Origin of the sequence: Bradyrhizobium sp. 139, from assembly GCF_023074175.1 — a bacterium.
GTDB lineage: Bacteria > Pseudomonadota > Alphaproteobacteria > Rhizobiales > Xanthobacteraceae > Bradyrhizobium.
The window spans coordinates 17,665-44,103 of the sequence record NZ_JADPKS010000038.1 but is presented as its reverse complement, the minus strand read 5'-3'; the positions used below and the strand labels follow the sequence as shown (position 1 = coordinate 44,103).

Sequence of the window (26,439 nt, the reverse complement as noted above, 5' to 3'; positions counted from 1 at the left end):
AACCGAGTCTCAGCATGCAGGAGCGCATCGGACCCCCGCACCTTCACCATCATCCGTCCCCTGCAGCGAGACGCCAAATGGGCCTACTCAGAAATTCGGCGGGTCATGCGATCTTGCTACTAGCGGATTGTGCCCTTCTGCTAGTAATCTTGGCATCTGGAAAGCTATTGGAGAGCATTACATAGTTTCATCAACCGCTACGAGCGTCTGACTAGCCGCACCGCCGGAGCAAACGGCAAAAGGGGGGAACCGATGGATGTCGTGCTCGCCATCCTCTTGTTGGTTTGGGTTCTCGTGTTTCTCAGCTCACTGGCAATCGTCGGGATAGATTGGTTTTCCCCTCGGCGTTTAGTTTTCGCGTTTCGGACACAGCTTTGGTAATAGTGATACGGACCGTGCAATTTTGTGGGATAGCCGGCCTCTTGCTCCTGGTCTATCAGATGGCCTCTTGCGCGATGCGAGGCGCCAGGGACGTCGTCAAGCCATCGATAGATCAAGGCTCGTTTCCGTTCTATCTGGCCGGAGCTGTCGGGTTCGTCCTTCTGTTCATTTCGATGCGCGTAAAGAATGCGGGTGCATTAATCGTGGGTGTATTAGGAGCCGCGCTCGTCGCCGCAGCCTTCAGCCATTGGCTTTGGCCCAATTGACTTAAAAGGGTTTCGTCCGCTGAAGCCGTCAAGGCAGTTAACCGCTCGGTTTCGCAAGCTTGCCAAGATCATCGGCCTCACACGGTACGCGGTCCAAGACCGGCTGACTAACACTAATCCATCATCGTCAAACTGTGCCGCGGACAGCGGCCTCTCGCTATGCACCTCGAGCAACGCGGCCTTCCGCAGTGCATCGATGCGGCCTGAGACGACACGAAGTACTGGAGATAGCTTGTTAGCGTTGCGTCGTCGCCAGCGAGGTTGGCAAAGATCTCCGAAATTCTTCGGATCCTGTCTCGAAACGACGGATGGCTGGCATCCTCGTAAACGGACGAATACGTTCCATAAAAAGCAGCCCAACACTCATTTGCGCGGCCGCGAAAAAGACTAGTGCAACGAGTTGCTCTGCCCGGGCTCAGGGTGATCGCCAACCCCTGCTTGGGCGAGTTCCGTCAGGACCTCTGAATCGGCGGTAATGAGGCTCCTAATGTAGGCTTGGTGGAGCGCGCTTGCGGCAAACCCATCAGCTTCAATTTCCCTGTGGCGGCGCTCTGAGGCATCGAAGATACCTCGCTGGAAGCGGTGGAGCTTTCGATGGCCAAGTTAGTGAAGTACGATCAACATGATAAACGTGTTTATGAACGCAACCGGCTGGGAGCCCATCGCTCCCAGTGCAGCGCCTTTCCTACTATTCCCAACTCGGACGGATTGAACAAACTTCGGTCAATAAACACGGCATCAAGGTCGGCGTCGTACACCGCATTCCCTTCAGCACACCGCGTGAACTCTGCAATGCGAGGGTCCGTCAGATAGAAGTGAAGTTTGCCCGGTAGGGGTATATGTTCACGATCAGCTGGTCACCGGCCAGGTCGTGAACGGAGGTCGCCGAAAAGTTAGCACGCTCGGTTGCTTGGCAATGAGCTTTGAGCCCTCAGTCGAAACATCCAATCAAGTGGCCGAATGTCCAGCAGTGTGGATAAATATCTAGAATACAGCGCCGGGCTGCAGATTGGACAATTCTTCGACGGACTTTTCAAACACGTCCTTCTGCACTCTCTCACATTTGTTCGTCGTGCAGGGCAGTCCCTCAAATCGGGTAAGCTTGAACTGATCCGGCAGTCCAGCCATGGCGGCATCAACAGCCACTTTTGCAATGGCGACATCACCTTGCGCCGCGTTCTGAGTTGTATTGAGGCACTGGCTAAGCGCATGCCGCAAGGCTGCGGGATCGATTTCGGGGATGCCACATGTACCGTCCGCGCGAAATTCGGCTATGGCCTCGCGGATACCGGCGAGGATCTTATCCTTTTCCTTTTTTTCTTGTTGAGTCGTGTTCGCCGCCCGCAAATGCGCGATCGAGCGAACAAACACGGGTGCAACTAGATCGTTCCACCTCAACGCAAACGCAAGTTCGACGAGGGTACCTGCTCTGCCGTGGCGGAGCACGATTAATCTATCAGGTGTGCCGCCGGTAATCGGGTTTCGTCCCATCGATGAAAGCTTTGTTTGAAGCACTACTCGACGAGTACCGGGCGCTGGATCGACACGATTTGAAGTGCGTCCGGGCACGACGCTGATCATGCGGCCGGATGGGTGCTCATCGAGCTTCGCCTCTTGGCATCCCAGCATGGCAAAGCTTTTGACCGAGCGGTCCTCCTCATTTGGCTCGCCACCGGTCAGCAAAATGGCATCTCTGGTCCCGATCTCGTGGCCAATAGACCGAGCAAGACCCAGCACCTCCGAAGCAACAGGCTCGTCATCTCGATGCGTTGCGCCGATAACACCGATGATCACCTTTCGAGGCATGACACCTCCCAACAAGCAACGCCGATTGCGGTCACCATCGCTAAGGAGCGGGCGGTCCTTCTGGAGCGGCCACCGGGGGCGCTGCGGCTGGATCGACGGGCACAGCCGGCGGCACCGGATCGCCCTGGCGGTATTATTGCGGCGCCACCCCCGGGTGCTTGCCGCTCCAACGCATGCGACCAGCCGAACACGACAAGTGAGATCGTCCCAGCGATGAAGAAGATAATCTGAGCAGCGGCCGCCACGCGCGTGGAGTCGGCGAAAGCCGCAAATGTCTTGCCGGGTGCCGATAATCCCTCAAGCGTGCCGGTTAATGTCATGAGCGTCCAAACGCCGCAAACGATCGCCGCTATATACAAGCCCCAACTGATCCGCAGCGGCTTGAGGTTATCCGACCGGAAGTCCTTGAGGAACGTGACGGACACGGCGATCAATGCAGAGGACAAGGTGATAAGTTGCGTGGCAATTTCTTTTGCGAACTGGAATGAGAGTTCTGCGTAACTCATGGATCACCCGGTGCAGATGGGGTAGAGTGGGCAAAGGAACCCTTGGACCCGATTAACGGTTTCCTTTATGAGCCGATTGCCCTCTTTTAGCGCGACGACAATCAGTACTTCGACGAAGGTGTTGAAGTTTCGGAGCACAACGACGCGACGATATTCGAGCGGAAGCGCATCCAAGGTCTCGCCTTTGCGTATTTCGCCTTTCTGCGGACGGAAGGCTGCTTCAACGGATCGCCCGATCGCTTGCTGAATCTCGGCCCTTGCATCGCTGTCGATCGAGATGCTGGCTTCGCCGAAGCGTTTATAAGCGTTCTCGGTTAAATACTGATCGAACGCTTTCGGATCCGCGAAATCCTCGCGACGCGGCTGACGAGCGGGCGGCACAAGCTGCGCGTAGGTCCATCCGGCTTCAATGGGCTGCCGAGGCGGGCCGCTCGGCATGGCGGCCGCAGCGTCACCGCGCGCAACGAAAGCACTGACAGTGGCGCCAACGCACAATGTGCGTCTATCGATCATGGCGGTCGATATCCTACGGAGACCAGTCCGTGTTGCTCCCTAGCTTCTGTATCAGAAGCAGCGAGCGTGGACAACTGGGCGCTGAGGGCTGAAATATGCGACCGCCTACAAAGGTGGCGGTTAAGTTGCTCGGATAACCTGCTGCACAACTTCTCGCGCATCCGTCGATCGCAACCAGCACGGGACAGAACGACAGCGGCATGTTCGAGGTCAATTTCCGCGATGAGCGCTACCTGCCATTTGAGGGGGCTGGCGCAACCAGCACCTGGACCCTGCAGCTGGATCGGCAAGACAACCTGCAACTCGACTTCGACACTCGTACCGACGTGATCATGCATCTGAAATACACGTCGCGGCGAGGCAGCAAGCAGTTCGAGACCACTCGACGCGACAAGCTAAAGGGCTATCTGAAGGGAGATCCGGAGCCGATCACCCATCGGCTATTTGTTATCAAGGATGAGTTCCCGGCCGAGTGGCACCGTTTCATCGCTACGAGGACTCCAAACGCTTGCTCTCTCTTGATGGATTGGAGAACCGGCTTCCCTATTTCTCAATGTCGACCGGCCAGCCGACCGAGGTCCAATTGGCACGACTAGATTCCCTCAAGCCAATACAGCCGGCCTTCGAGTTCGCTGCGGGGACGCCCAAGAAGGAATCATCGAACACCTGGGTCGAGGTCGAGTGGGGCAAGTGGGATTTCACATGGACCGGCACCGATAAACAGCTTCCCCTCGGTTTGCTGGTAAGCTTTCCGCTGGTTAGCGGTGGCTAGATTCCGGCGTGAGTGATGTTCGGGCAGGTAAAGCAGGCTAAGGGCCTGAAATGACGAGTTGCGGCAGGTAGAGTGCCAATACTTTTAGGCGAGCATGACGGTAAGAGGTGGCGTCTATCGTTTGGACGTTTCCGAAAGCAATTTTTTCTGCAGTCGACACGCACAGCCCGAGCACGTAGCATACTTAAGACAAACAATGCTCAGTCTAAGTTCAACCTTCTGCTGGGTTGCGAGGGATTCGGCAAAACGTTGGGTTCGCAAGTATCACCAATCTTAGAGAGGTATTGATGGAGCAGAATTGGAAGCTACCGGTGGCATTCGGAGAAAAGTTGGTTCTCCATGGATCTACAAACACGGGCGAGACTTCGTCCAACGGAGTGGTAAACGTAGATGGCGAAAGGCTGCAGGACAGCTTAAATTCAATCATGTCCAAGCTCGACACATTGCTGTCCGAGGCCTCGAAGCACGTGACAAATTTTTCGGTGGCAGAAGTTAAGGTGTCTCTGGCGATGGACGCATCAGGGTCAGTTTCAGTTTTGGGGGTTTTTAAGGCAAGCGCTGCAACGAAAGGTGCAATCGAAGTAAAATTCATTCCGCGCGGCTGACAACGCGATGGAGAATGATATTTCCATTGAGGAAATTGAGGAGCTTGAAGAGCAACAACTCGGCCGTTTCGAGGATCTTGGAATCGAGCCAGTAGATTATAGCGGAGGTTCGTACGATAGGACTTTCCTCGCATCGGATTTGGAGGGGTTTTTTCAGGCGCTTGATGGCGTCGAACCCGAGCCTTATCCCGGCTCAAAATATGATCGTCCTGCTTATAGAAAGAAATTGTCTCGGATCTGTAATGAATTCCTTCAAGGATGTTCCATCGCAAAGGACAAGGTAGAGATTCCGATCCTTGGCATTTGGCCGGGAAAGGTCCCAGGGGGCCTGTACGGAGACCTACCTGAAAGCGGTCGAGCGATATTATTGTTCACAGAGGGAGCATTTTCGTTCTTCGCTCGTGTATTTTCCATTGTAGCAGAAGCTTATCCTTTCGATTCCTCTGGCTTCGACTTGGAGGAGGCGGCGAACTGCGACGTTGAACAGTGGGCTCACATGCCGAGCTGTGAATCGGCTTCTGAGGCTTTTCAAACTGCGATACTTGATCTGATCATCAAAAAAGAAAGTGATGAGCTACGTAGAGAGCTGCGTCTCCCATCAAAATTCGACCCGCCAAAGCATTTTCCAATGGAGGAACGGGAAGTGCACTGGAAAGAACTTGACCGTAGTTTCAGCGCGCGAAAGTTTGACGATCAATGTTTCCGTTTTCTTTTTGGGCACGAATTTTGTCATATCCTGCTCAATCGAGGCGCGCTCGATGTTGTCGACGTAATTCCGCAAATGATGATCACTCTTCGCGATCAAACTCGCCGCGCATATAATATCGAGATCAATTGCGACATGATCGGCGTGGAATACGCGATCATGTTCGCAAAGGCGACGGAACTCGAGCCCGAATTTGGCTATGCTGGAATTTTCCTTTTCTTTCAAGTCTGGCATCTTGTGTGTCGTTGTGTGTGGCGATTGCAATTAAAGCACGAGCCTCTTCCGAATGATCTGATTTACGTGAGGCACCCTCCAACTCTTATAAGAGAGCACTATGCTTTCGACATAATGGGTCAGATCTACAACCAGGAGGAAACGGCTCGAGCGATGAAGTTCAGGCTTGGATTGCTTCGCATTCTCGAAGTTTTCTGGGAAAAGCTGGTTCCGACCCTGGACAATTTGCGCGAAGGTAGCATCGGCGAGCACATCGAACCTGAAATTGCAAACAACCTTAATCCACATTTTACTGGTCTTTATCAGGGGTCATAGCTCAGCGGACAACCGAATGGGAGATGCGCGCATGAACGCCGACCGTCAGTACGCCGTCGCTTCGTTGCTCTTTGCGCACGGGCAGATGACCTTCGGGCATGCCATGACGCGGCGGGTCACATCGACGAAGCCTATGTGGCGGCTCACAGCGAAGTGGTGGCGGGCCAATATGTCGTCATCTCGGTCTCCGACACCGGCGTCGGCATGGACGGAAAAACCGTGGCCCAGGCGTTTGAGCCGTTCTTCACGACCAAACCCGTCGGCAAGGGCACGAGGCTCGGCCTCAGTCAGGTTTATGGCTTCGTCAAGCAATCGGGCGGCCATGTAAAAATCTATTCGGAGGTGGGCCAAGGTACCACCGTCAGACTGTACCTGCCTCGCCTGGCGGGTGAAGCATCGAATGATTCTGCACCTGATGAGATGCTCAATCCGGAGGCGACACAGGAAGAAACCATCCTAGTAGTCGAGGATGACGAGGACGTCAGAGGCTACTCGGTCGACAGTCTCCGCGAGCTGGGCTATCGCGTGCTGGAGGCTCATGATGGGCCGGCGGCTCTACGGATTCTCGACCGCCAACGCCGAGTCGATCTCCTGTTTACCGATGTGGTGCTTCCGGGCGGTATGACGGGCGCCCAGGTCGCCGCTCAGGCCAGAGCCATCCGTCCGTCGTTGAAAGTCCTGTTCACTACCGGATATGCCCGCAACTCGATTATCCATCACGGCCGTCTCGATAAGGGCGTTCAGTTGATCGTGAAGCCCTTCAGCTTCAATGAATTGGCCGTCAAGATTCGCGACGTGCTGGACCAGCTCGAAAAATAGTTTGCGCCGACGTGCTGCTGGCGCGACATGGCGCCGGCGGGAACGTGTGCAGTCTCGATTGGCTCCTGCCCGAAGTAACTGGTATTCGGAACATTATTCCGGCAAAGCCTTTGACTCGGTGGACCACCGCCCACCGATGATAGCGTACAGCGCTTCTGAGCATGCGCTCGCAGGAATAGCCAAATAGCGGTGGTCCCGTTCTGCCGGCGCAACAGCGGATGGACACTTGAAGAAGCCAGCGAGAACCCGCGAAGAACTTGAGGCCGCGATCAGGTTGGAGATGGAGGATGCCAGCGACTGGCCGACGAACCTGGCCATCTCGGTCGTGCCACACGAAGATTTCTGGAAAGTCGAAGTTATGAGTGACTGGTCGCAGCAGGACGCGGACCGTTCAGACATGATCGAAGCAATTGCCGACCGATTGCGCGGTCAGTTCGACCTCAAGGAGTGACCGGTGGCAGGTGCCAAGGATGACCGTCACAGCAGCGCCACTACGGCCAGGACAATGACCAGGCCTGCCGCGGTCACGCACCAGCACGCCAATTCAAGGACCCGCATGATGCGCCCTCTGTGAACGGCCTGCCCGGCTGCCGACCTTATGCCTGGAACTCGGCAGCCGGAACCGAAACTTTTGCGTGGCTTTGCGGTTCACGACAGGGGCGCAGGACATGAGACCCGCCATGCCCCTCATGCCGATAGGCGATGTGTTCGGCACGATCGTGATCATGACCGTCGCCTTCTTGGCCGAGGTCGCGCTGTTCGCCCTTCTCGGAATCTTCTGAGTGAAGGCCGCTATGAGGAGGATCTTTGCTCGCGAGCTGCGAGAAGGCGCCGGATGTGATCGAGCACGGACCGATAAGGCAGAGGTTTCTCGGGTCCGTCGGTGCAAAGATCGCCCGCGAGCTGCAGGACCTTGGCGATGGTTCCTTCCAGCAAGACCTCGCGGCAGCGGTCTGGTCCGCGGCGTCGCTCTCAGAGTCCGAACGGATAGGTGTCCGGGACGCCGATAGGGCGATGCTCCGGTCCCAAGGGACCAACTGCGTGAGTCTCGTCGAACCACAAGAACGCGTCGAACTGCTGAGGCAGCGAAGCTTCCGCGTAGTGGCTTTGCAGCTCGGTGATCGGGCGGTAGATAACGCCGATGAAACGTTCCAGGCGCGGCTCGAGCAGGCGACGGCGAAGGCGAGCGGTTTCGTTCATTGTGCCTTTTCGGAAGTGGCTGCTTTGATGCGTGACGTCCGCTGTTGGGGGAAGACCGGAAGCGCTCGGCGGAGGGGCGAAGCGACGCAATTGAACCCTTAGCGGACCTGCCCGACTTACAGAAATGGGGGGGCTGCGGATGTCGTTACCGATCGACAAGATCTGCCCCGCAGAAATGACGCTCTTGATTTGGAGCGGTCCTCCGTTAGAAAACCCAGTCTACAATCATGTCACGTTTCTGGTGCGATAGCGCAAGGCCCCAAGCGCCGGACCGATGCCAAGGCGCTCGGCCTCAGCTACCAGGTCGGCAAGGTCGCTGGTCGTATCCTGTCCGGGTTGGCAGTGACCATATGCACCAACAGCGCGTCCATATCGGACGAAGAAGTTGGCCCAAGGTAACGGTTCTGACCGCGTATAATCCTCGAGCGCTGCGCTGTAACGCAGCGCGCCGTCCCAATCCTCAGAGTCTAGCGACGCATCGATCGCCTACCGGAAGAACCACAAATGATTGTGGCTCACCGCGCCTTTGCGGAGGATCTCCTGGCCTTCCGTCAGCGCTGTTTGACGTTCACTCTGATTTTCAGTCGTGACCGCAAGCTGGCCGAGGATCCACGGGCCCACAAAATTGACCCCTGTCTCGCGGCTGATCGCCAAGGCACGGTACAGCAGGTCCATCGCCTCCGAGCTACTCGCCTCTGCGCGAGCGACCATGGCCAGATCGCGGAGGCTGGTCGCCTCGAACCTTTTGGCGCCAAGCTGCCGAGCGAGGATCAAGGCCCGCTCGGCATGCACCTTCCCACGTGCAAACTCGCCGGTCGTACGGAACACGGTGCATGCCGCGTTGTGGGCGATGATTTCCGCCCGCTGATGCCCCACCCGCGCCGCCAACTCGACCGCCATCTGGGCCGTCGCGAGCGCGTCGGAGAAATCATTGAGGTACACTTGGGTATGCGCGACCATGCTAAGATTGGCGACTTCGATGCGCCCGGCGCCGGACGCGCGCGACAGCTCCGCGCACCGGCTGAAGTGCCGATGGGCACTGGCCATCCGACCGCGCGCATATTCGGCATCCCCCAAGCCGCCAAGCGCACGCGCCTGCATCTCTGATGAATTGGCTCTTCGGGCGCAGTCGAGCGCCCGCTCATGCTCCTGCAGGCAATCGACGAGCCTTCCGAGCGGGAAGTAGAGATTGCCACGCAGGTGGTGGATCCGCGCGCGCTCCGCCGCGAGGTCGTCGATAGCCGCTGTGGTTGCGGCCTTGTTCAACATTGCAAAGGCCTCATCGAAACGATCCGTTACGCGCAGGCCGGCGGCACCGGTACCGGCAAAACCCACTTGGCCATTGCCATCGCCAGAAGCTGCATCCGATCTGGTGCCCGCGGCCGCTTCTTCAACGTGGTCGATCTCGTCAATCGCCTCGAGGCCGAGACCCGCAACGGACGGCAAGGACGGCTCGCCGAGCATCTGACCCGAATGGACTTCATCGTGCTGGATGAACTCGGCTATTTGCCCTTTGCTCAGTCCGGTGGCCAGCTTCTCTTCCACCTCGTCAGCCGGCTCTATGAGCGCGCTTCCGTCATCGTGACCACCAATCTCGCCTTCGGCGAATGGCCGAGCGTGTTCGGCGACGCCAAGATGACCACTGCGTTGCTCGACCGGTTGACTCACCACTGCGATATTGTCGAGACCGGCAACGACAGCTGGCGGTTCAAAAGCCGCGACGACGATCACGCCACCCGCGCTCGTCTCGCCTCCGCTATCCCGGCCAGCTCCGACGAGACGAGCGCTACCAGCAAACCTCGCCGCGCAAAGGGGTCAAAATTGGACGCCGATGAGCGGTCAAATTTGCAAGCCGATTGACAGGTAAAGGCCAGATAGCGGAAACAGGAACCACACATCAATAGCCTTGGTCGAGGCCACTGCTTCGAGCGTCTGCCACTCGACCTCCATTCCGTACGGATCGAGGAATAGCACCGCCCGCGTCGAGGCCCACGAGTTTGCCTCTACGATTGATCGCAACGCTTGGTTCGCGTCGCTGTTGACGACTTCGATATGCCGTTGCGGATTTTTCGCTCTAAGATCCATTAACGCGGCGGCATGGGACGGCTTCGCGTCAATAAAGACCGTGAAGTCAAACCGCGGCTTAACACCGAGGGCGATCTGCGCGGACCCGCGCCGCTGCTCGATGCGCTGCGGCTCGGCGGCCTCCAATAGATTTTCGCGGCGTTCTACGTGCTTGATGGTGCGGAAGCCAGTGCCAGCGAACGCATCGATGTACCAAAGCTGATTAAAATGGGGCGGAGCGCGATCGCGAACGCCGTCAAATAGCTTTCGACGATCGCGAGCTTCAGGTCGGTGTGCTGGCCTCCAAGTTCGTAGTGGCGCACCCGACACGATTCGAACGTGTGACCTTTGCCTTCGGAGGGCAACTCGACCGGTTCGGTGGGCTTGACGTCTCTTTGATGCTAAGTCTCAAAAATCCCTGAAAACACAGGCGATCACCGTCGACAGGTTAAGGGAATGCCCTCCCTAAGGTCAAGTCGAGGTAAGCCGAATTGCTGTGACCTCTGTGACCTAGCCGTGACCAAGATGCTCCGACATAAGCGGGGGCACAGGGGAGTTTCGCGCGCCCAACTTATAGGATGCCCCCACGAAAAATTCCGTCAAAATTGACATTCAACTTGGTACGTCCGAAGCTTGCGAGCCTAGCGTTTGACGTGATGAGGCATCGCTAAAGCACCTTCAGCCACTCTTATACTGGACCTTAGCGTGTATGAAGGGGGGTACGCCCCGCACCTCAACGCCACTTTGAAGAAGTTTAACGGCTCCCTTTTCAAGAAGCGAGTTGCGCTCCCACTCGATAGGGACGACATTAACGAACTCTGGATCGCGGCGGGCAAGGACTGGTCGGATGTAGAGCCAGCGATTTTCGGTACCTTGCTGGAACGAGCACTCGATCCGCGTGAGCGGTCAAAGCTAGGCGCGCATTATACGCCGCGCGCCTATGTGGAGCGTCTGGTTGTCCCCAGCATCATCGAACCATTGCGCACCGATTGGGAGCTGGTTCAAGGGCAGGTGAAGAAACTGCGCGACAAGGGCGATCATGTTGGGCGCTAGCAGTTGTGAAGGCGTACCATCACAAGTTGTGCACGACCCGCGTGCTGGACCCTGCCTGCGGCACCGGGAACTTTCTCTATGTAAGTCTTGAGTTGATGAAGCGACTTGAAGGCGAGGTGCTGGAGGCGCTTGACGATCTGGGGGAAGATCAGGCTCGCTTTGCGATGGAAGGCGAGACAGTCAATCCACGCCAATTCTATGGACTAGAGCTGAACCCCCGCGCCGTGCCGATCGCCGATCTCGTGCTCTGGATTGGCTATTTGAAGTGGCAGCTCAACTGCCGGGCTTGCGTCGATTACCGAACCGATCCTGAATGCATATGGCACCGTCAAACAGCAGGATGCCGTTATCAAGTATGATAGGCAGGAGTTGTTGCGTGATGTTAGTGGGCGCCCTTTGTCGCGTTGGGATGGGTTGACCAAAAAACTCCATCCGATCACCGGAGAAGAAATTCCCGATCCCGACGCGCACATGCCGCTATATACTTACGTAAACCCGAAGCGCGCTGCCTGAGGTCGAGTTCATCGTAGGAAATCCGCCTTTCATCGGTAGTCGAAATATGCGCTCGGAACTGGGCGATGGCTATGCGGAAGCTGTCTGGGCAGCACGTCCGCACATCCCCCGGGGGAGCGGATTTCGTAATGCACTTCTGGGATGAGGCCGCAACGCGTCTTCTTCGGAAGCCGTTGCAAGGGCAGACGAACTCTCTAAGACGCTTCGGGTTCATCACGACAAACTCCGTTACGCAAACTTTCTCGCGGCGTGTCATAGAGCAGCACATGGCTGCTAAGCACCCGCTATCACTTGTGTTCGCGGTGCCGGACCATCCGTGGCTGAAAGCATCCGACAAAGCCGCAGTCCGTATCTCGATGACAGTGGCTGAAAGGGGTGATCACGGCGGCGTATTGGCGGTTGTCTTGTCGGAGGCGGGTTTAAACACGGACACTCCTGAAGTGTTGCTCAGTACGCAAGAGGTGAAAATTTCAGCAAGACTTAGTTCAAGCGCGAATTTGCAGTTGCTGAGCGTACTTGCCGGGAATGATTTGATGGCTTGGCAAGGATGCAAGTTGGTGGGATCGGGATTCTTGGTTTCCTCTGCCCAGAGGCAAACGCTGTCTCGCGGCAATGGCGACGCGCTGCTTCGTATGCCTATCTATATAGCCGGGAGTGATCTGACCCGAAGGCCGCAAGGTAGGTATGCGGTCGATTTAACTGGTCTTTCAGAAAGCCAAGCTCGCGAACAGTTTCCTGCATTGTATCAGCACGTCCATGATTTCGTTCGGCCAGAGCGCCTATCAAACCGTGACCAAGGTTTTCAAGAATATTGGTGGCTCTATGGACGTCGCCGTCCCGAAATGCGAGATGCCTTCACGGCGCTTTCCCGGGTGATCGTTACGAGCGAGGTGGCCAAGCACCAGTTGTTTAGCTTTCTTGAGTGGCCACAAAACTTGATCGACGGCTCGGTCATCGGCATCGCGATCGACCGTGCGGAATGCTTGGCCGTCTTGTCATCGCGCTCCCATGTTCGGTGGGCATTGGCAGTCGCCGGAAGGCTTGAGGATCGACCCCGGTATCAACACGATACGGCGTTCATGCAGTATCCGCTTCCGCTGGCGCTCGATCCGAAGCTGACGGCCAACAATGCTCTTTATGCCCAGCAAGAGCGGCTTCGGGAGCTTGGCGAGCGCCTCGACGCCTTGAAGCAGCGTTTGGCCGAACATCCCTTTCTGACTATGACCGGCCTCTACAACATGCTGGAGCGGATACGCGAACTGGAGCATGGCTGTGACGTGCCGCCGCTATTCATGCGGCCAGCGCCTTGCCAATGCGCAGCTTCTTAACGAGGTCCTCTGGCCTCAGGTGGGTGTAGCGGAACAGGGTCCGTAGGTCTCTGTGTCCGCTGATAGACGCAAGCTCAGCCGTGTTTAGTCCCTTCTCAAAGAAACCGGCTAACGGCTTCGTGCCGTAGATCATGAAAGCGAAGCTCCTGTACACCAAAGCACCCGGCGTTCTCGGCGCGACGCTTGCACCGTTCCCATGCCAGCCGGAATGCGTTCGCACTGACAAAAAAGCGTACTCAGCGTCCGACGCGGATGCCGCTTTACGCTCTCTCAGAATGTCCACGGCCCGGTCAGTGAGCGGTATCGTGCGGGCTTTGTCCGTCTTGGTGAATGGGACATGCAGAACGGCCGTACCAAAGTTCACGTCGTGGGTTGCGATCATGCGATGACCGGCATCGTCGAACAGCAGATCCTTCAAGAGGTGATCGGATTTTTGCCTGGTCAGAGTTTTGTGGGATTGATGAGCTGACAGCTTTTGTTGGACATGCGTCAATCAGGCGGTCTTCGTCGCATGCGTACGACCCGCGAAGGGTGGTGAGCTGTTCAACGATACCTTGAGCTGCGTCCGGCCCCTTGTTCGCCATGCTGAAATCCCTAACTTGCTAGAAAATTTCCCTGTTAACCTTGGTAGGGAATGTGGGAATAAGTTGTTATAACTCAACTGCTTGCGACGTCGTAGCGGGGCCTGTGAGCGGAATTTTGCAGAATTCCCTGAAAAATCCTCTGTTTGCAAGGAAATCGAGCTGGAGACCGGTTTCGCGGGACTGCTTCCACCACCATATAAATCAAATGCTTAGCAGTAGGCGCGGCGTGGTAAGGTGGCCTCATTTTACAGGTCATTTTACAGTTTTGTTCTTGCTTCGAGCTTCAGCACCGCAGCTTCGGCGAGCTGAATATGGCGACCCAAGTAATGCGCGTCGAGAATGGCTTCGACGTCCTTTAACGAGTGGCCGGTTACGGCAGCGATCTGCGGTACATTCGCACCGCCGACCGCCAGCCGAACCACTGCCGTGCCGCGCAGGTCATGAAACCTAAGGCCGCTTAAGAGAATGACAAATTGTGTGACCGTTCGGGTCTATGGAAGGCAAGTGGATCAATTGCGCGGAGAGGCATCCCGCATTTCGCGGGCAAACAAAATCGACTGGTGGATCGAGCGCGGAGTCCAAGGCACACGATTTTGCTTTGAGGACGCTGAGGCGAAGAGGGCGTTCGTCTCAATCTGCGAAAACGTCGCTGTTTCGCATATTGATGGCGCCCCGCCAGCGTGAACAGGCGGGACCGCAACTGGTTTGTTCGAGACGTTCTTCGAATGCCTTGATGGCGGCAGCAGCCAACCGGAGCGTGACCATCGACACCAATTCCATGAGGTTCTGAGCGACCCAGGCTCAAGGCTGGGGGAAAGTTGAGCCCGGCCTTACATCGGAATCCAGGCAACAATAAAAGAGCGAAGAATCGGCTTGGTTCCTATCCGGCCAGGACGTCCTCGTGCGACTTCAGCAGGCGTTTGGCCAGCCGACGGCGTATCCGAGCGGGTCGTCGGACGTCATCGAAGCGAGTGCGCCTTGCATGCGAATGATCCGGACTGCGCGAGCCGAATCAGCATCGTGAGAAGTCGATCCTGGCCAGCGCTTCACCCGGGTTGTCGTCTTTGCCACAGTCGTCGGACGGCTTGGGGTTGCAGTCTTTCCGCGGCTGACAGCAGTCCTTCTGTGAATGGCAGTCGTCGTCCTTGGCGTCTTTCCAGTCACTATCGCGCTTCGAGCAATCGCCCGTGGCGTCACCGGGGCAGTCATCGTGGCCGTTCTCGGCCGATTTCGCACCTTCGGAGGCAAACCCGGTGACACCGACATCTTGCGCAGGCCCCGCTTCTCGTCTGAGGCTCGTCATTCCGACCCGAAACGGTCTGGCCGCCGCGGCAAGATGGATGATCATATCTGCTCCGTGGGTAATTTCCGGTCGGTGCGCTACGCTCACGCGCGTCATACTAAGGTGCCGGAGATTCGCATTGATTTCCCTTTCCTTCTCGGTGTCGAGATGTGCCGTGCCCTCGTCCAGAAACAGGATCTTTGGTCGGCGATAGAGCGCGCGCGCAAGCAATACTCGCTGTTTCTGCCCGCTAGACAACGAGCTTCCCATGTCACCGATGAGGCTGTTGTAGCTCATGGGCATTGCCATGATGTCCTCGTGGATGCCTGCAATCCGCGCGCAATCGATCATCGCTTGCAGATCGAATGCGGTATCAAAAAAGCAGATATTGTCGGCAATCGATCCCGACAGCAATTGATCCTCCTGCATCACTGCGCCAATCTGCTCGCGATAAGCGCGCGGTCCAATCTGGCCCAGCGGAAGGCCATCGATCAGAACCTCTCCGCTCGTTGGCTCGAGCAGCCCAAGCATAATCTTGACAAGACTAGACTTGCCGCAGCCCGATGGTCCCATGATCGTCACGAATTGTCCGGGAGCAACGCACAGATTGACGTTGTTAAGAATCAGCGACTCTCCTTCTGCATACCGGAAGCACACGTTGCGCAGTTCGATCTCGCCGCGAATCTGTCGGATATACGACAGGTCTCGGTCGTGCCCCCGCTCGAGCGGGGTGAGCGCAATGTCGGCGAGACGTTCCAGGTGCAGTCCGAGAATGCGGACATCCACCAGCTTCTCGATCAGCAGCGCTGTCCGCTCAGCGAACTGCAGCTTGTAGCTGACGAACGCGAATATCATGCCAACGGTGATGAGATTGTCCAGTGCGAGGCGAGCGGCGAGGTAGATTGTGATTACGTTCTCCAAGCCGAATATCGTGTCGTTAATCGCTTTGAAGCTGATCCTCGCCCGACCTAGCCGCACGTTGGCAGTTATATACGCGGCATAGCGGTTCAGCCACTGGCTCTCCCGTTCGTTTTCTCGGTTGAGCAACTTCAGGCTTTGCACCGCTCGCACGGTTTCGATGAAAGTGGAGTTCTCGTCGGCCTTACTGTGAATGGCCGCTTCGCTCCGTTGTCGGAACATTCTGAATAGAGCGAGCCGCAGGGCGGCATACAACGCGAACGCCAGCAGGACGATAAGTCCGAGTTGGACACTGTAGGTGAACATTAGCACCAACATCAACACCGACATGAGACCGTCAATTAAGCCGGTGATCAATCCCTCCGCGAGCACGTTGCGGATGGGCTCGATCGAGTTGAAGCGAGACAGGATGTCGCCGATGTGCCGCTTTTCGAAGAATGAGAGTGGCAAGCGCACCAGATGATGAAACAGCCGGGCGCCGATCTGAAAACTCAACGTGTTTTGCAGAACAAGAATAATGAACGAGCGGGTCGCGGTCGACCCGACCCGTATTAGGAGAAGGAGCGCGAATCCCAGCCCGAGGACGACCAGGAGATCGACATCGCCTCTGGCGATGACCTCGTCAACGGTGAGCTGCATATAGAAAGGGGCGGCGAGGAGAAGAATTTCGATGACTACTGACAGAACTAATATTTGGGCGAGGGCACAAGTGTTTCCGTTCATTCCGCTCCAGAATACCGAGAACGGCAATCTCGCTCTGTCGTCTGTGCGGCAGAACTCTTCAGTAGGCGAGAGCTCGAGCGCGACCCCGGTGAGATGTCTAGATGCTTCAGTGAGGGGAAGCCATTTCTCGCCGGCTGCCGGATCGTGCACCACGATCCCCTTCTTCCTGTATGCTTTCAGAACAACGAAATGAGCCATGTCCCAGTGCAGAATAGCCGGCAGACGCAATTGGCAGAGATGGCCGATCTCGATTCGCAGCGGCCGACACGCCAGCCCCAGGCGAGCTGCTATTTCCATGAGGTCGCGGAGAGTGACGCCTTTTAGGGACACTGGATGCCGGCGCCGCAGGCTGTTCAAGTCAGTTCGATGACCATGATAAGCCGCTACCATGGCTAGGCACGCGAGCCCGCATTCCGTCGCCTCCGTCTGCCGAATGACCGGGAGGAATCTGCGTCCGCTGAAATTCAATAGTCCTTGCATGCGCTACATCCTTGCGCTTAACACCGGATCAAGCAGCCACCTCATCAGGGAGCGCTGCTCAAGGATAACGTCGGCCCTGAGCAGCATGTCCGGCTGAAGCGGCATCTTACGGCCATAGGCGTCGATGTCGGGCCGCTCGAGAGCCGCAGTCACACGGTAAGCCGGTTCCTTGAGGGCGATCGGGCCGGTGGTTTCGTTGCCGGTCAGAATCGTGTGAGAGACTTTTGTCACGCTGCCGCGGTAGGTGCCGAATTTCTGATAAGGAAATGCATCGTAAAGTATCCTAACCTGCTGGCCGGGGCGCACAAAACCAAATGCGCGTGTCGGAAAGAACAGCTCCGCCTGCAAGTGCGCATCAAGGGGAATGATTTCGAGCTGCATATGCCTCGGATCAGCGATCTGGCCAACAGTCGCCTGCAGCGTAGACACGCGCCCACTCGTTGGCGCCCTGGTAACGTAAGCCTGCCGCCCGTTCACCTCGGCCACGCGCTGTTCGATCGAGGAGAGTTCATTACGCAGTCCTCGGATCCTCTCTGCGGCGATCGTTGGGAGTTGCTCGAGTGTATGCCGAGCGTCTGTCAACTGGGTGCGTCGGGCGGTGATCTGCTGATCGAGCGACACCACGCTCTGCTTTTGCTCAAGTGCGGCCTGCTCGCGGCGCTTGAGCTCAATCGTTGGCAATGCGCCGCTCGCGGTTAGCTTAGCGCCCGTTGATACGAAGCTCTCGGAAAGCTTCAGTCGCTCGTTTTGGATGTTCCGCTGGTCCTCGAGTTGGGCAATCTCTCCTTCAATCCCCTTGATCGTGGAACCCAGGCGATCCTGTTCCGAGACGGTTCGGCGATCCTCCGAATCGATCTGTCGCTCGACCACATTGCGTTGCTGCGTCAGCACCGCAAGCACGGTGGCATTGACGTCATCGCCATTGGCGGTGATTTGGGAAGTGACTACGGTCAGGAGCAGGTCACCCTCCGCAACCTCTTGCCCCTCCTTCACGTGTATCGCTTTGATGAAGCCCTGTTGTGGTACGAAAATCTTAGCTGTGCCGGAGGTCGGCGTCAGATACCCGGAGACGGTCTCCTTGCGCGCGTATTGCGCGATGGAGAGAAAACACAAAATGAGTGCAACGAGCGCCGCAAGGCTCCAGCTAAGGAGCGTGCTCGACAGCGGCTGCAGCAATACGACCTCACCCCAGGTGTGGCGCTGATGCAAAAAATCGACAGCTTCCTTGCGAAATAGAGCCGGCCGAGTCGACATGGACGCACCTTGCTGAAGCGCTCCGCGGAGCATCTTTCCGCCATAGCAAGACTGCAGATGGATACCGGAGAACCGCTTCCCCTTATGGAGAAGCGGTTCGCCGACGCATCCTGGCTTTACCCAACAAAGATTTGGGACTGGTACTGCTTGGACAGCACGCCAACCTGAACTTGGTTTCCGCTGAGAACATTGATGTCGCCAGTGCGGATCAGTGATCCGCCATCATGGCAGCCACAGCCGCCGGTGCCGGCGGCCACGAGGTCGAGCTCTTCATCAGACAGTTCGACGGGGTGAGCAAGATTGGTCATCTCTAGCATGTTGGTCTCCTTTCGATTTAAGTGGCGGAACATTGATGTAACTGTTGCCACGTCATCACTAGGTGCGAGACGCCAATCTGGATGCACGGTCCCGCAAATTTTGTGAGCGGCACGTGTTTGACACTTGTTGTATCGTGATTTTTGCAACGTCGTATGCAAGGCGCTTTAAAGTGGGAGTCAGTGGCGGCTTCGTCACAGTGAGTTTGGCGTTCTGGTCTGCTGGATGTTCTGCGCGGCTGAGATGCGACATCGCGCCTTCCGCAGGAAAGCGCGTTAACGCGCCATGTGGCGCGCTCGGCCCGAGAAGCGCCTGCTTGTTTCGATGGCGGCACTCATCGCGACAGCTGCGCAAGTCGCAGCGCCCGTTGGGCACGACAAGGCTCAGAGCCGTCGCAGCTGATCGCGTTGCAGGCAGATTGGATAGAGGCGTGAATGTGACGGATTGGGACATAGTTTTCTTGAAGGTACTTCGAAAGACCCTCGATGGTGTTACACGGTAGTCGGATCCGATGCGTGCTCTGAAGTTATAAACGCGACTAGCGACGATGTTGACGCTGCCCACTTTCGAAGTTGGCCCGAGGACTTACGTTGCTGCTCGCAGCGGCTCACCTGGCCGGCGAGCACGACGCGCTATGGTCCGCCTGCACACCGACGACGACGTCGCCCTTTGGGGATTGGGGAAAAACATTTTTGAAAACTTCCGGGAACGAAGTCGATGCTTGCTGACTTGAGTTCGCCGACAGCCGATTTCATATCGTTTTAAAATAGATCATTTAAATAAAATTAAATGAGCGGCATTAAATGCCGCAGATGGCCCTGTGCGTGAAAGCAGTCACGCATCTGCTCTGCCTTATGAGGGGTGACTTCGACCATGCCCCATCAGTGCCTCGATTTAACGAAGGCAAAGTCTCGCTCAGGCGCAGCGCGCCATGACAGCTATCTCACTGGCGAGACGGCTCTTAATTACGAAACAGCTCTGCTTGAGTGCGCCTCCGGATCGCAGTCCGCCGTCGGCAAGATCTACGCGCGGGAGAAGGAGCAGTTGCGCGCGATGGCACACCGTATCGTGCACGACAGATCGCGTTCGGAAGACGTCATCCACGACGCATTCGCGCAGATTCTCCGATATGCGAAGAACTTCGATCCTGCGCGCGGATCCGCCCGGGGCTGGATCTACACGATTGTCCGCAACACGGCGCTCAAGATGCGGCAGAACGCCAGGCGCGAATTCGCGCTCGAGGACGATGCATTGAATGCCATCTGTGCGCGGGAACAGACCGCTCCGAACCCTGCGGCTTGTATCCCAGACAGCATGACGCTGCGAACCATGCTCGATCAACTCGAGCCACAGCGCCGCGCGAGCCTGCTTCTGGCGATCGTCGACGGGCGCACGCACGAGGAGATTTCCGAATACCTCCGGGTTCCTGTCGGAACCGTCAAGGCGTGGATCCGGAGAGAGCTCGTGGCCATGCGCCGGCAGCTCGAATGAGGCGTGAGTTTATTTTTTCGCCGCTGCATCCATAGGCGTGCTTCGGCGACAGTAGGAGTGACGGCGCGGTGATCCGGGCAGGGCACGCGCACGTGCCCGTCGCAAAGCTGAAGCGAGGAGCAAAGCCATGTCTATCCTGAGCAGTGTTACGAGCATTCTCGGGCTGATAAAGAGCGCCCCACCCGAGCAATGCACGTCAACCAAGCCCGACGACTGTGGCGACGGCAGGCAGTCAAAATGGAACGACGATCACAGCGCTTATGACGACTGCTCGAAGAACGGTGACGGCGAGGACAATTATTCCAAGCTTAGCGGCGCCTACCCCAGGGGCGACTACCCAGTGCACGATGGGGGCTGGAAGGACGCCAAGGACGGCGAATACCAGCCCAAGGACCATTGCGATCACGAACCGGCTGACGATGGCAGCAGGGGCGAGACCGATCGCAGTCCGGGTGACGCGCTGGCCAAGTTCGACTTCTCCCATGGTGAGTTCGCGGGTGATTTCAGCTCGCACGGTCCAGATCATTCGGGTGACATACATGGCGCGCTCGCTTCGATGTCTTCCGATGATGCGCTCGAATACGCCATCGGTTTGATGGGCCCAATGGATCACTTCGACGTAGGGCATTTCGGCACGGCGACGGATACGTCGCACGACACGGACGCCTGACATGCCGAAGAGACTCGCCTGGCGGTGAATGCTGCCGGGCGAGGGTGGTTTTTGAACAAGAAAGGCGGCGGTCATGCACCAGGTGGAAAAGCGCGAATTGTTCGAACAAGAGCGGAAGATTTTCGAAGCCGGAGTGCAGCGTGCCGACAAGCGATCCGGCTCTTTCAGTTTCTTGACCCGGTCGTTCTTTATTGCCCAGCTAGTTGCCTGCGAGGAGTTTCTTGCCGCCCCGTTCAAATCCGCGCTGGCCAAGCAAGAAGACGCGACAGCCGCTCAGGCAGGTGCGGGGCCGCAAGGGACAAACGACGAGCTGCCTGCGAGCGATCCCGCGAAACCGGGCGCGGAGGATGAGAGGCCCAAAGGGCCGGCCGCCTTGCCGGACACGCATGTGGCTCAGCTCGATCCGACCGGGCTCCTGGCGGAGCCGCATGAAGACGCGCCCAGACCGAGCACCGCTCGTGGCGAAGCAGTCGCTACTGCGAGCTCTGTGGGTGGGCGTGGGAGTGGCGACGAGGTCGATTTTTGCAAGCACCATGCTCACACCTCAGCCGACGTTAGTTGCGTCAGTTGCGTCAACTCGCTGTTAGCGGATTCCGACCTCGGAAGTCCTCAATTGCCCGGTGAGTCAACGCTCGAATCCGTTCGGTCTAATGTGCTTTGCGACTCGTTCAGCCCGTCGATCGTCAGCTCCTTTCCCCCGCTTGGAATGCTCAGCGATCTGAGCAATGACGCGGTGGTAGGGATTGCGCCGGTCGAGGCGGCGGTGCCGCCGACGCTCGCGACGGCGAGCGACACCGTCATCACGGTGCCCAACGACGTGGCCGGCACGATTGCGTCGGTCCCGGCGATGGTGCCGCCGGCGCTCCCGACGACGAGCGACTCCGTCAGCACGCTATGCGATGACGAGGCCGGCGCGATCGTGCCGCTCGAGGCAACGGCGCAGCCGACGCTCACGACCCTGGCCGACACCGCGGGCACGCTGCCCAACGACGTGGTTGGCGCGATCGCGCCGGTCGAGACGATGGTGCCGGCGCTCGCGACGACGACTGACACCCTCAGCATGTTGAGCCATGGCGTGACCGGCACGATTGCACCGGTCGAGGCGGCAGTGAAGCCGGCATTCGCCACGGCGACCGACACCGTCAGCACGCTATCCAACGACGTGGTTGGCGCAATTGCGGCGGTTGAGGCGGCAGTGCCGCCGGCACTCGCGACGTCGAGCGACACCGTCAGCATGCTGCCCAACGACGTGGCTGGCGCGATCGCGCCGCTCGAGGCGGCGGCGCAGCCGACGCTATCGACTCTGCCCGACACAGTGAGCACGCTATCCAACGACGTGGTTGGCGCAATTGCGCCGCTCGAGGCGGCGGCGCAGCCGACGCTATCGACTCTGGCCGACGCCGCGGGCACGCTACCCAACGACGTGGTTGGCGCAATTGCGCCGGTCGATGCGGCTGTGATGCCGGCACTCGCCACGGCGAGCGACACCGTCAGCGTGCTGCCCAACGGCGTGGCCGGCGCGATCGTGCCGCTCGAGGCAACCGCGCAGCCGACGCTCACGACCCTGGCCGACACTGCGGGCACGCTACCCAACGACGTGGTTGGCGCAATTGCGCCGGTCGATGCGGCTGTGATGCCGGCACTCGCCACGGCGAACGACACCGTCAGCGCGCTACCTAACGACGTGGTTGGCGCAATTGTGCCGGTCGAGGCGGCAGTGCCGCCAGCACTCGCGACGGCGAGCGACACCGTCAGCGTGCTGCCCAACGACGTGGCCAGCGCGATCGCGCCGCTCGAGGCGGCGGCGCAGCCGACGCTCACGACCCTGGCCGACACTGCGGGCACGCTATCCAACGACGTGGTTGGCGCGATTGCGCCGGTCGAGACGGCGGTGCCGCCGGCACTCGCGCCAGCGAGCGACACCGTCAGCACGCTGCCCAACGACGTGGTTGGCGGGATTGCGCCGGTCGACGCGGCGGCGCAGCCGACGCTATCGACTCTGGCCGACACCGCGGGCACGCTGCCCAACGATGTGGTTGGTACGATTGCGCCAGTCGAGGCGGCCGTGATGCCGGCACTCGCTACGGCGACCGACATCGTCAGCGCGCTGCCCAACGACGTGGTTGGCGCGATTGCGCCGCTCGAGGCGGCGGTGATGCCGGCACTCACCACGGCGAACGACACCGTCAGCGCGCTACCTAACGACGTGGTTGGCGGGATTGCGCCGGTCGACGCGGCGGCGCAGCCGACGCTATCGACTCTGGCCGACACCGCGGGCACGCTGCCCAACGATGTGGTTGGTACGATTGCGCCAGTCGAGGCGGCCGTGATTCCGGCACTCGCTACGGCGACCGATACCGTGAGCACGCTACCCAACGACGTGGTTGGCGCAATTGCGCCGGTCGCGGCGACGGTGCCTCCGGCGCTCGCGACGGCTACCGACACCGTGAGCACGGTGAGCAACGAGGTGGTTGGCCAGACGACGGGTCCCGACGCTCAGTCGACCGCGTTGTCGCAAACGGTTGCATGGGACAGCACGGGAACTCACACCTTTGATAGTTCAGCACCCCCCCTTGAGATCGCGGGGTCGGCACTGACCATGGGTAACGGTGCGCCTGGTGATGTATCACAGCCCACCGATGTTGCTGGCGATGGTCTTGCGAGTGCCGCGTCGGTCCTGGACACAAGGGAGCCTGTGCTCACCTCAACAGCTGCCGCTTCGACCGATCCGCCGAGCGAGCTGTCGCAGCCGGCCGACACTGAGAATGTCGCAAGCGACGCTCTGGCGAGTGCGGCACCGGTCCTGGACACGAGCGAGCCGGTGCTCACCACAACGGCTGCCGCTCTGACCGATGCGCCGAGCGACATGTCGCAACCGGCCGACACGGGCAGTGTGGCTGGCGATGCTTTGGCCAGTGCGGCGCCGGTCGCGGACACGAGCGAGCCGGTGCTCACCACAACGGCTGCGGCTCCGACCGATGCGCCGAGCGACATGTCGCAACCGACCGATACGGGCAGCGTGGCTGGCGATGCTTTGGCAAGTGCGGCGCCGGTCGCGGACACGAGCGAGCCGGTGCTCACCACAACAGCTACGGCTCCGAGCGATGCGCCGAGCGACGTGTCGCAACCGGCCGACACGGGCAGCGTGGCTGGCGATGCTTTGGCAAGTGCGGCGCCGGTGGCGGACACGAGCGAGCCGGTGCTCACCACAACAGCTACGGCTCCGACCGATGCGTCGAGCGACGTGTCGCAACCGGCCGACACGGGCAGCGTGGCTGGCGATGCTTTGGCGAGTGCGGCACCCGTCGCTGACACGACCGAGCTGGTGCTCACCAGCGCCGGAGACTCGCTCAGCAACCCGGCGATCGAACCGGTAGAGCCGGCCGTGCCGGACACCAGCAGCGCTCAAACTCCTGGATCGGCCGACACGCTTCTTGCGCTCGCCACCACCGCTGACGCACCGATCGAGAGTTCGGGATCCGCGACCACTGCCCCGGAGAACGTCGTGGCGGACACATCAAATGCCGCGGCGACGACCGCTGTCGCGGGCGATGTGATCGCGTTGAACGATGCGCCACCGCCTCCGGCAGATTCGCTGTTCAACGGAACCCAGTATACAGACTATGGCGTCACGCTCAGCAGCGACATCGCGCCCTCCCAGACTGCCGTGTCTCAGGCGGACGCTGCATCGGCTCAAGACGTTTCGGCGCCGGTGGCTGCCGACGTCCAAAAACCCGCGCCGCCGCCTCCCGACATTGTGGATAATATTCCGATCGATCATGTTGGAACTCAAGATGCCATCCTCTAGTGGGAGGCAAACATGGCAGCTGTCGAGACACTGGACGCTCCGCCGCGCAACCACTCCGGAGTTCAACTTCGCGTCGCACGCGGCGGCGAGGCCCGCGACTATGTCGGACCTGTCAACGCGCTGGCCGCCTGGCGTTCGGTCGCGCGCACCAACCTCATAGCGGTCGCAGCATTTTCGGTCGTCGTGAATCTGCTGATGCTCACGTTGCCGATCTACCTCTTTCAAATATCCGATCGCGTGCTGACGAGCCGTAGTCTCGAGACACTGCTGATGCTCTCGGCTCTCGCGCTGACGTTCATCGGTATCCTCTCGATCGTGGACATTCTGCGTCGGCAGGTACTGGGGCGTCTTGCGACCAAGATGGAAGCGGTGCTTGGCGGCGCAGTGTTGGCGAGCAGCATCAACAACGCCAGGGCCGGCGAGGGAGGAACCATCCAGGCGATCCGCAGCCTTCACCAGGTGCGGGGCTTCATCTCGAGCCCTATCATGCTTCTACTGATGGACGCGCCACTCTCGCCCCTCTACTTCGCAGTCATATTCCTCGTTCACCGACATCTGGGCTGGATCGCAGTCGTATCGGGCTTGGTCCTCGCACTGATTGCGCTGATCAACCAGAAAGCGACCTCGGAGCGTCTGAGCGAGGCAGGCCTGCATGCCGCGGAGGCCGATGCGGCGGCCGAGTCGCTGGCGCGAAATTCGCAGGTGATCAATGCGATGGGAATGCTGAGCGAAAGCATTCTCCACTGGGGGCGCCGGCAGGCGCCGGCACTGACGGTGCAGAGCCAGGCCCTTGACCGGAATTTCTGGATCAGCGGTGCGTCGAAGTTCGTCCGGCTCGTGGCCCAGATCACGATCCTCGGCACCGGGGCCTATCTGGCCCTCCACGCCGAGATCACGGGCGGCATGATGATCGCGGCTTCGATCATTGCCGGCCGCGCCCTGCAGCCGCTCGAGGGCTTGATTGAGGGATGGCGCAGCTGCGTTCAGGCGCGATCGGCCTATGCCCGCGTAAAGCAGGCGGTCGAGTCATTCCAGCGCGAGGCGCCCAAGCTGCGCTTGCCCAGACCGCAAGGGCGCCTGAGCGTTGATCGGGTCTTGTATCTGCCGCCCGGCTCGAAGGAGCCGGTGCTCAATGGTGTGTCGCTCGAGCTCGCGCCCGGAGAGTCTTTGGCCATTGTCGGACCGTCCGGATCGGGCAAGTCGACTCTCGCGCGCATTCTGGTGGGTTGTCTGGTGCCGACAGCCGGCAAGGTCAGGCTGGACGGAACGGAGCTGCGCAACTGGGATCGCCGCCAGTTCGGGGAATATAGCGGTTACCTGCCCCAGGAGGTCGAGTTATTTCCCGGGACCATCAAGCAGAACATCTGCCGCATGCGCGACGACTTGCCCGACGAGAGCATCTATGAGGCGGCGATGTTGTCGGGAATTCACGACATGGTCTGCCAGTTGAAGCAAGGATACGAGACCGTGCTCGACCGCAGTGGCGGGCCGCTCTCGGGAGGACAGAAGCAGCGCATCGCGCTCGCCCGGGCTTTCTTCGGTAATCCGTCCCTTGTCGTGCTCGACGAGCCCAATTCGAATCTCGACGCGGCGGGGGAGCAGGCTCTGACCGAGACCCTGCAGCGCGCCAAGAGGCGGGGGGTCACCGCGGTCGTCGTAACCCTGCGCCCGGCGCTACTGAACAGTGTTGACAAAGTGCTCATACTGCGGGCCGGACGCGCGGAAGCGTTCGGCTCTCCGAGCGAGGTGTTGCATCGCCTGGTTCGGTCGCCCGGCAGGGCCGGCGGTGATGAGCCGGAGCAGCCGCAACGCATCGAATCCTCGGGCGGGTGA

General features: G+C 59.0%; 20 protein-coding genes and 4 pseudogenes. 13 read left to right on the top strand and 11 right to left on the bottom strand.

Annotated elements, in window-relative coordinates; all coding sequences use genetic code 11:
• Positions 1-1,631 precede the first annotated feature (1,631 nt).
• The 3 genes from IVA80_RS10430 to IVA80_RS10420 are packed head-to-tail and all read right to left on the bottom strand — an operon-like array spanning position 1,632 to position 3,472.
• Positions 1,632-2,453, bottom strand: a complete 822-nt coding sequence (locus IVA80_RS10430) for a hypothetical protein (RefSeq protein ID WP_247428817.1) — start codon at positions 2,451-2,453, stop codon at positions 1,632-1,634.
• On the bottom strand, positions 2,438-2,959 hold the full coding sequence (locus IVA80_RS10425) for a hypothetical protein (protein ID WP_247428816.1): 522 nt from the start codon (positions 2,957-2,959) through the stop codon (positions 2,438-2,440). The genes IVA80_RS10430 and IVA80_RS10425 overlap by 16 nt, the downstream gene beginning before the upstream one ends.
• Before the next feature lie 3 nt (positions 2,960-2,962).
• A complete protein-coding gene (locus IVA80_RS10420) occupies positions 2,963-3,472 on the bottom strand; it encodes a hypothetical protein (protein ID WP_247428815.1) in 510 nt (169 codons plus the stop codon).
• A 164-nt stretch (positions 3,473-3,636) separates the two neighbouring features.
• Here IVA80_RS10420 and IVA80_RS10415 point away from each other — a divergent pair.
• From IVA80_RS10415 to IVA80_RS10395, 5 genes and pseudogenes are all read left to right on the top strand, one after another.
• Positions 3,637-4,068, top strand: a pseudogene (locus IVA80_RS10415) (hypothetical protein); the annotation flags it as partial.
• A gap of 601 nt (positions 4,069-4,669) precedes the next feature.
• Positions 4,670-4,849 (top strand): hypothetical protein, encoded by a 180-nt coding sequence (locus tag IVA80_RS10410; RefSeq protein ID WP_247428812.1) that lies wholly within the window; start codon positions 4,670-4,672, stop codon positions 4,847-4,849.
• 7 nt (positions 4,850-4,856) lie between these two features.
• On the top strand, positions 4,857-6,104 hold the full coding sequence (locus tag IVA80_RS10405) for a hypothetical protein (RefSeq protein ID WP_247428810.1): 1,248 nt from the start codon (positions 4,857-4,859) through the stop codon (positions 6,102-6,104).
• 117 nt (positions 6,105-6,221) lie between these two features.
• A pseudogene (locus IVA80_RS10400) lies at positions 6,222-6,923 on the top strand (response regulator); the annotation flags it as partial.
• A gap of 226 nt (positions 6,924-7,149) precedes the next feature.
• Positions 7,150-7,374, top strand: a complete 225-nt coding sequence (locus IVA80_RS10395; protein ID WP_247428809.1) for a hypothetical protein — start codon at positions 7,150-7,152, stop codon at positions 7,372-7,374.
• A gap of 521 nt (positions 7,375-7,895) precedes the next feature.
• On the opposite strand, the gene IVA80_RS10390 is transcribed toward IVA80_RS10395, so the two are convergent.
• Positions 7,896-8,213 (bottom strand): erythromycin esterase family protein, encoded by a 318-nt coding sequence (locus IVA80_RS10390; protein ID WP_256467361.1) that lies wholly within the window; start codon positions 8,211-8,213, stop codon positions 7,896-7,898.
• A 396-nt stretch (positions 8,214-8,609) separates the two neighbouring features.
• The gene (locus IVA80_RS10385; protein ID WP_247428807.1) at positions 8,610-9,392 is read right to left on the bottom strand and encodes a tetratricopeptide repeat protein; all 783 of its coding nucleotides are present in this window, start codon (positions 9,390-9,392) and stop codon (positions 8,610-8,612) included.
• 39 nt (positions 9,393-9,431) lie between these two features.
• On the opposite strand from IVA80_RS10385, the pseudogene IVA80_RS10380 reads away from it, so the two are divergent.
• A pseudogene (locus tag IVA80_RS10380) lies at positions 9,432-9,983 on the top strand (ATP-binding protein); the annotation flags it as partial.
• On the opposite strand, the gene tcmP reads toward IVA80_RS10380, so the two are convergent.
• Positions 9,963-10,517 carry a three-Cys-motif partner protein TcmP gene (tcmP, locus tag IVA80_RS10375; protein WP_247428805.1) on the bottom strand — a complete coding sequence of 185 codons (555 nt, stop codon included), beginning with the start codon at positions 10,515-10,517 and terminating at the stop codon, positions 9,963-9,965. The pseudogene IVA80_RS10380 and the gene tcmP overlap by 21 nt on opposite strands.
• Positions 10,518-10,892: 375 nt before the next feature.
• On the opposite strand from tcmP, the gene IVA80_RS10370 reads away from it, so the two are divergent.
• The 3 genes from IVA80_RS10370 (at position 10,893) to IVA80_RS10360 (ending at position 13,081) form a co-directional block, all read left to right on the top strand.
• Entirely contained in the window at positions 10,893-11,240 is a 348-nt protein-coding gene (locus tag IVA80_RS10370) for a type IIL restriction-modification enzyme MmeI (protein ID WP_247428804.1), read from the top strand.
• A 41-nt stretch (positions 11,241-11,281) separates the two neighbouring features.
• Positions 11,282-11,599, top strand: coding sequence for a DNA methyltransferase (locus IVA80_RS10365; protein ID WP_247428803.1), 318 nt, complete (start codon positions 11,282-11,284; stop codon positions 11,597-11,599).
• A 420-nt stretch (positions 11,600-12,019) separates the two neighbouring features.
• Positions 12,020-13,081: a type IIL restriction-modification enzyme MmeI gene (locus IVA80_RS10360; protein ID WP_247428802.1), complete on the top strand. Its 1,062-nt coding sequence runs from the start codon at positions 12,020-12,022 to the stop codon at positions 13,079-13,081.
• Here the strand turns inward: IVA80_RS10360 and IVA80_RS10355 are convergent.
• The 5 genes and pseudogenes from IVA80_RS10355 to IVA80_RS10335 all read right to left on the bottom strand — a co-directional run bounded on the left by IVA80_RS10355 (position 13,044) and on the right by IVA80_RS10335 (position 18,639).
• Positions 13,044-13,499 carry a hypothetical protein gene (locus IVA80_RS10355; protein ID WP_247428801.1) on the bottom strand — a complete coding sequence of 152 codons (456 nt, stop codon included), beginning with the start codon at positions 13,497-13,499 and terminating at the stop codon, positions 13,044-13,046. The two genes, IVA80_RS10360 and IVA80_RS10355, sit on opposite strands and share 38 nt — an antisense overlap.
• A 423-nt stretch (positions 13,500-13,922) precedes the next feature.
• A pseudogene (locus tag IVA80_RS10350) lies at positions 13,923-14,120 on the bottom strand (integrase); the annotation flags it as partial.
• Between the two features lie 557 nt (positions 14,121-14,677).
• A complete protein-coding gene (locus tag IVA80_RS10345) occupies positions 14,678-17,068 on the bottom strand; it encodes a peptidase domain-containing ABC transporter (RefSeq protein ID WP_247428800.1) in 2,391 nt (796 codons plus the stop codon).
• A gap of 3 nt (positions 17,069-17,071) precedes the next feature.
• Positions 17,072-18,322 carry an HlyD family efflux transporter periplasmic adaptor subunit gene (locus tag IVA80_RS10340; protein ID WP_247428799.1) on the bottom strand — a complete coding sequence of 417 codons (1,251 nt, stop codon included), beginning with the start codon at positions 18,320-18,322 and terminating at the stop codon, positions 17,072-17,074.
• Positions 18,323-18,438: 116 nt separating this feature from the next.
• On the bottom strand, positions 18,439-18,639 hold the full coding sequence (locus tag IVA80_RS10335; RefSeq protein ID WP_247428798.1) for a hypothetical protein: 201 nt from the start codon (positions 18,637-18,639) through the stop codon (positions 18,439-18,441).
• Between the two features lie 871 nt (positions 18,640-19,510).
• On the opposite strand from IVA80_RS10335, the gene IVA80_RS10330 reads away from it, so the two are divergent.
• From IVA80_RS10330 to IVA80_RS10315, 4 genes are all read left to right on the top strand, one after another.
• Positions 19,511-20,128, top strand: coding sequence for a sigma-70 family RNA polymerase sigma factor (locus IVA80_RS10330; RefSeq protein ID WP_247428797.1), 618 nt, complete (start codon positions 19,511-19,513; stop codon positions 20,126-20,128).
• Positions 20,129-20,255: 127 nt separating this feature from the next.
• Positions 20,256-20,798, top strand: coding sequence for a hypothetical protein (locus tag IVA80_RS10325; protein ID WP_247428796.1), 543 nt, complete (start codon positions 20,256-20,258; stop codon positions 20,796-20,798).
• Positions 20,799-20,871: 73 nt separating this feature from the next.
• Positions 20,872-24,606: a hypothetical protein gene (locus IVA80_RS10320; protein ID WP_247428795.1), complete on the top strand. Its 3,735-nt coding sequence runs from the start codon at positions 20,872-20,874 to the stop codon at positions 24,604-24,606.
• A gap of 12 nt (positions 24,607-24,618) precedes the next feature.
• The gene (locus IVA80_RS10315) at positions 24,619-26,439 is read left to right on the top strand and encodes a type I secretion system permease/ATPase (RefSeq protein ID WP_247428794.1); all 1,821 of its coding nucleotides are present in this window, start codon (positions 24,619-24,621) and stop codon (positions 26,437-26,439) included.

Coding starts and splice junctions, on each gene's coding strand:
- IVA80_RS10430 (WP_247428817.1), bottom strand. CDS start 2,453: ATGCCTCGAAAGGTGATCATCGGTGTTATCGGCGCAACGCATCGAGAT.
- IVA80_RS10425 (WP_247428816.1), bottom strand. CDS start 2,959: ATGAGTTACGCAGAACTCTCATTCCAGTTCGCAAAAGAAATTGCCACG.
- IVA80_RS10420 (WP_247428815.1), bottom strand. CDS start 3,472: ATGATCGATAGACGCACATTGTGCGTTGGCGCCACTGTCAGTGCTTTC.
- IVA80_RS10410 (WP_247428812.1), top strand. CDS start 4,670: ATGTCCAAGCTCGACACATTGCTGTCCGAGGCCTCGAAGCACGTGACA.
- IVA80_RS10405 (WP_247428810.1), top strand. CDS start 4,857: ATGGAGAATGATATTTCCATTGAGGAAATTGAGGAGCTTGAAGAGCAA.
- IVA80_RS10385 (WP_247428807.1), bottom strand. CDS start 9,392: ATGTTGAACAAGGCCGCAACCACAGCGGCTATCGACGACCTCGCGGCG.
- IVA80_RS10360 (WP_247428802.1), top strand. CDS start 12,020: ATGGCTGCTAAGCACCCGCTATCACTTGTGTTCGCGGTGCCGGACCAT.
- IVA80_RS10345 (WP_247428800.1), bottom strand. CDS start 17,068: ATGCAAGGACTATTGAATTTCAGCGGACGCAGATTCCTCCCGGTCATT.
- IVA80_RS10340 (WP_247428799.1), bottom strand. CDS start 18,322: ATGTCGACTCGGCCGGCTCTATTTCGCAAGGAAGCTGTCGATTTTTTG.
- IVA80_RS10335 (WP_247428798.1), bottom strand. CDS start 18,639: ATGCTAGAGATGACCAATCTTGCTCACCCCGTCGAACTGTCTGATGAA.
- IVA80_RS10330 (WP_247428797.1), top strand. CDS start 19,511: ATGCCCCATCAGTGCCTCGATTTAACGAAGGCAAAGTCTCGCTCAGGC.
- IVA80_RS10325 (WP_247428796.1), top strand. CDS start 20,256: ATGTCTATCCTGAGCAGTGTTACGAGCATTCTCGGGCTGATAAAGAGC.
- IVA80_RS10320 (WP_247428795.1), top strand. CDS start 20,872: ATGCACCAGGTGGAAAAGCGCGAATTGTTCGAACAAGAGCGGAAGATT.
- IVA80_RS10315 (WP_247428794.1), top strand. CDS start 24,619: ATGGCAGCTGTCGAGACACTGGACGCTCCGCCGCGCAACCACTCCGGA.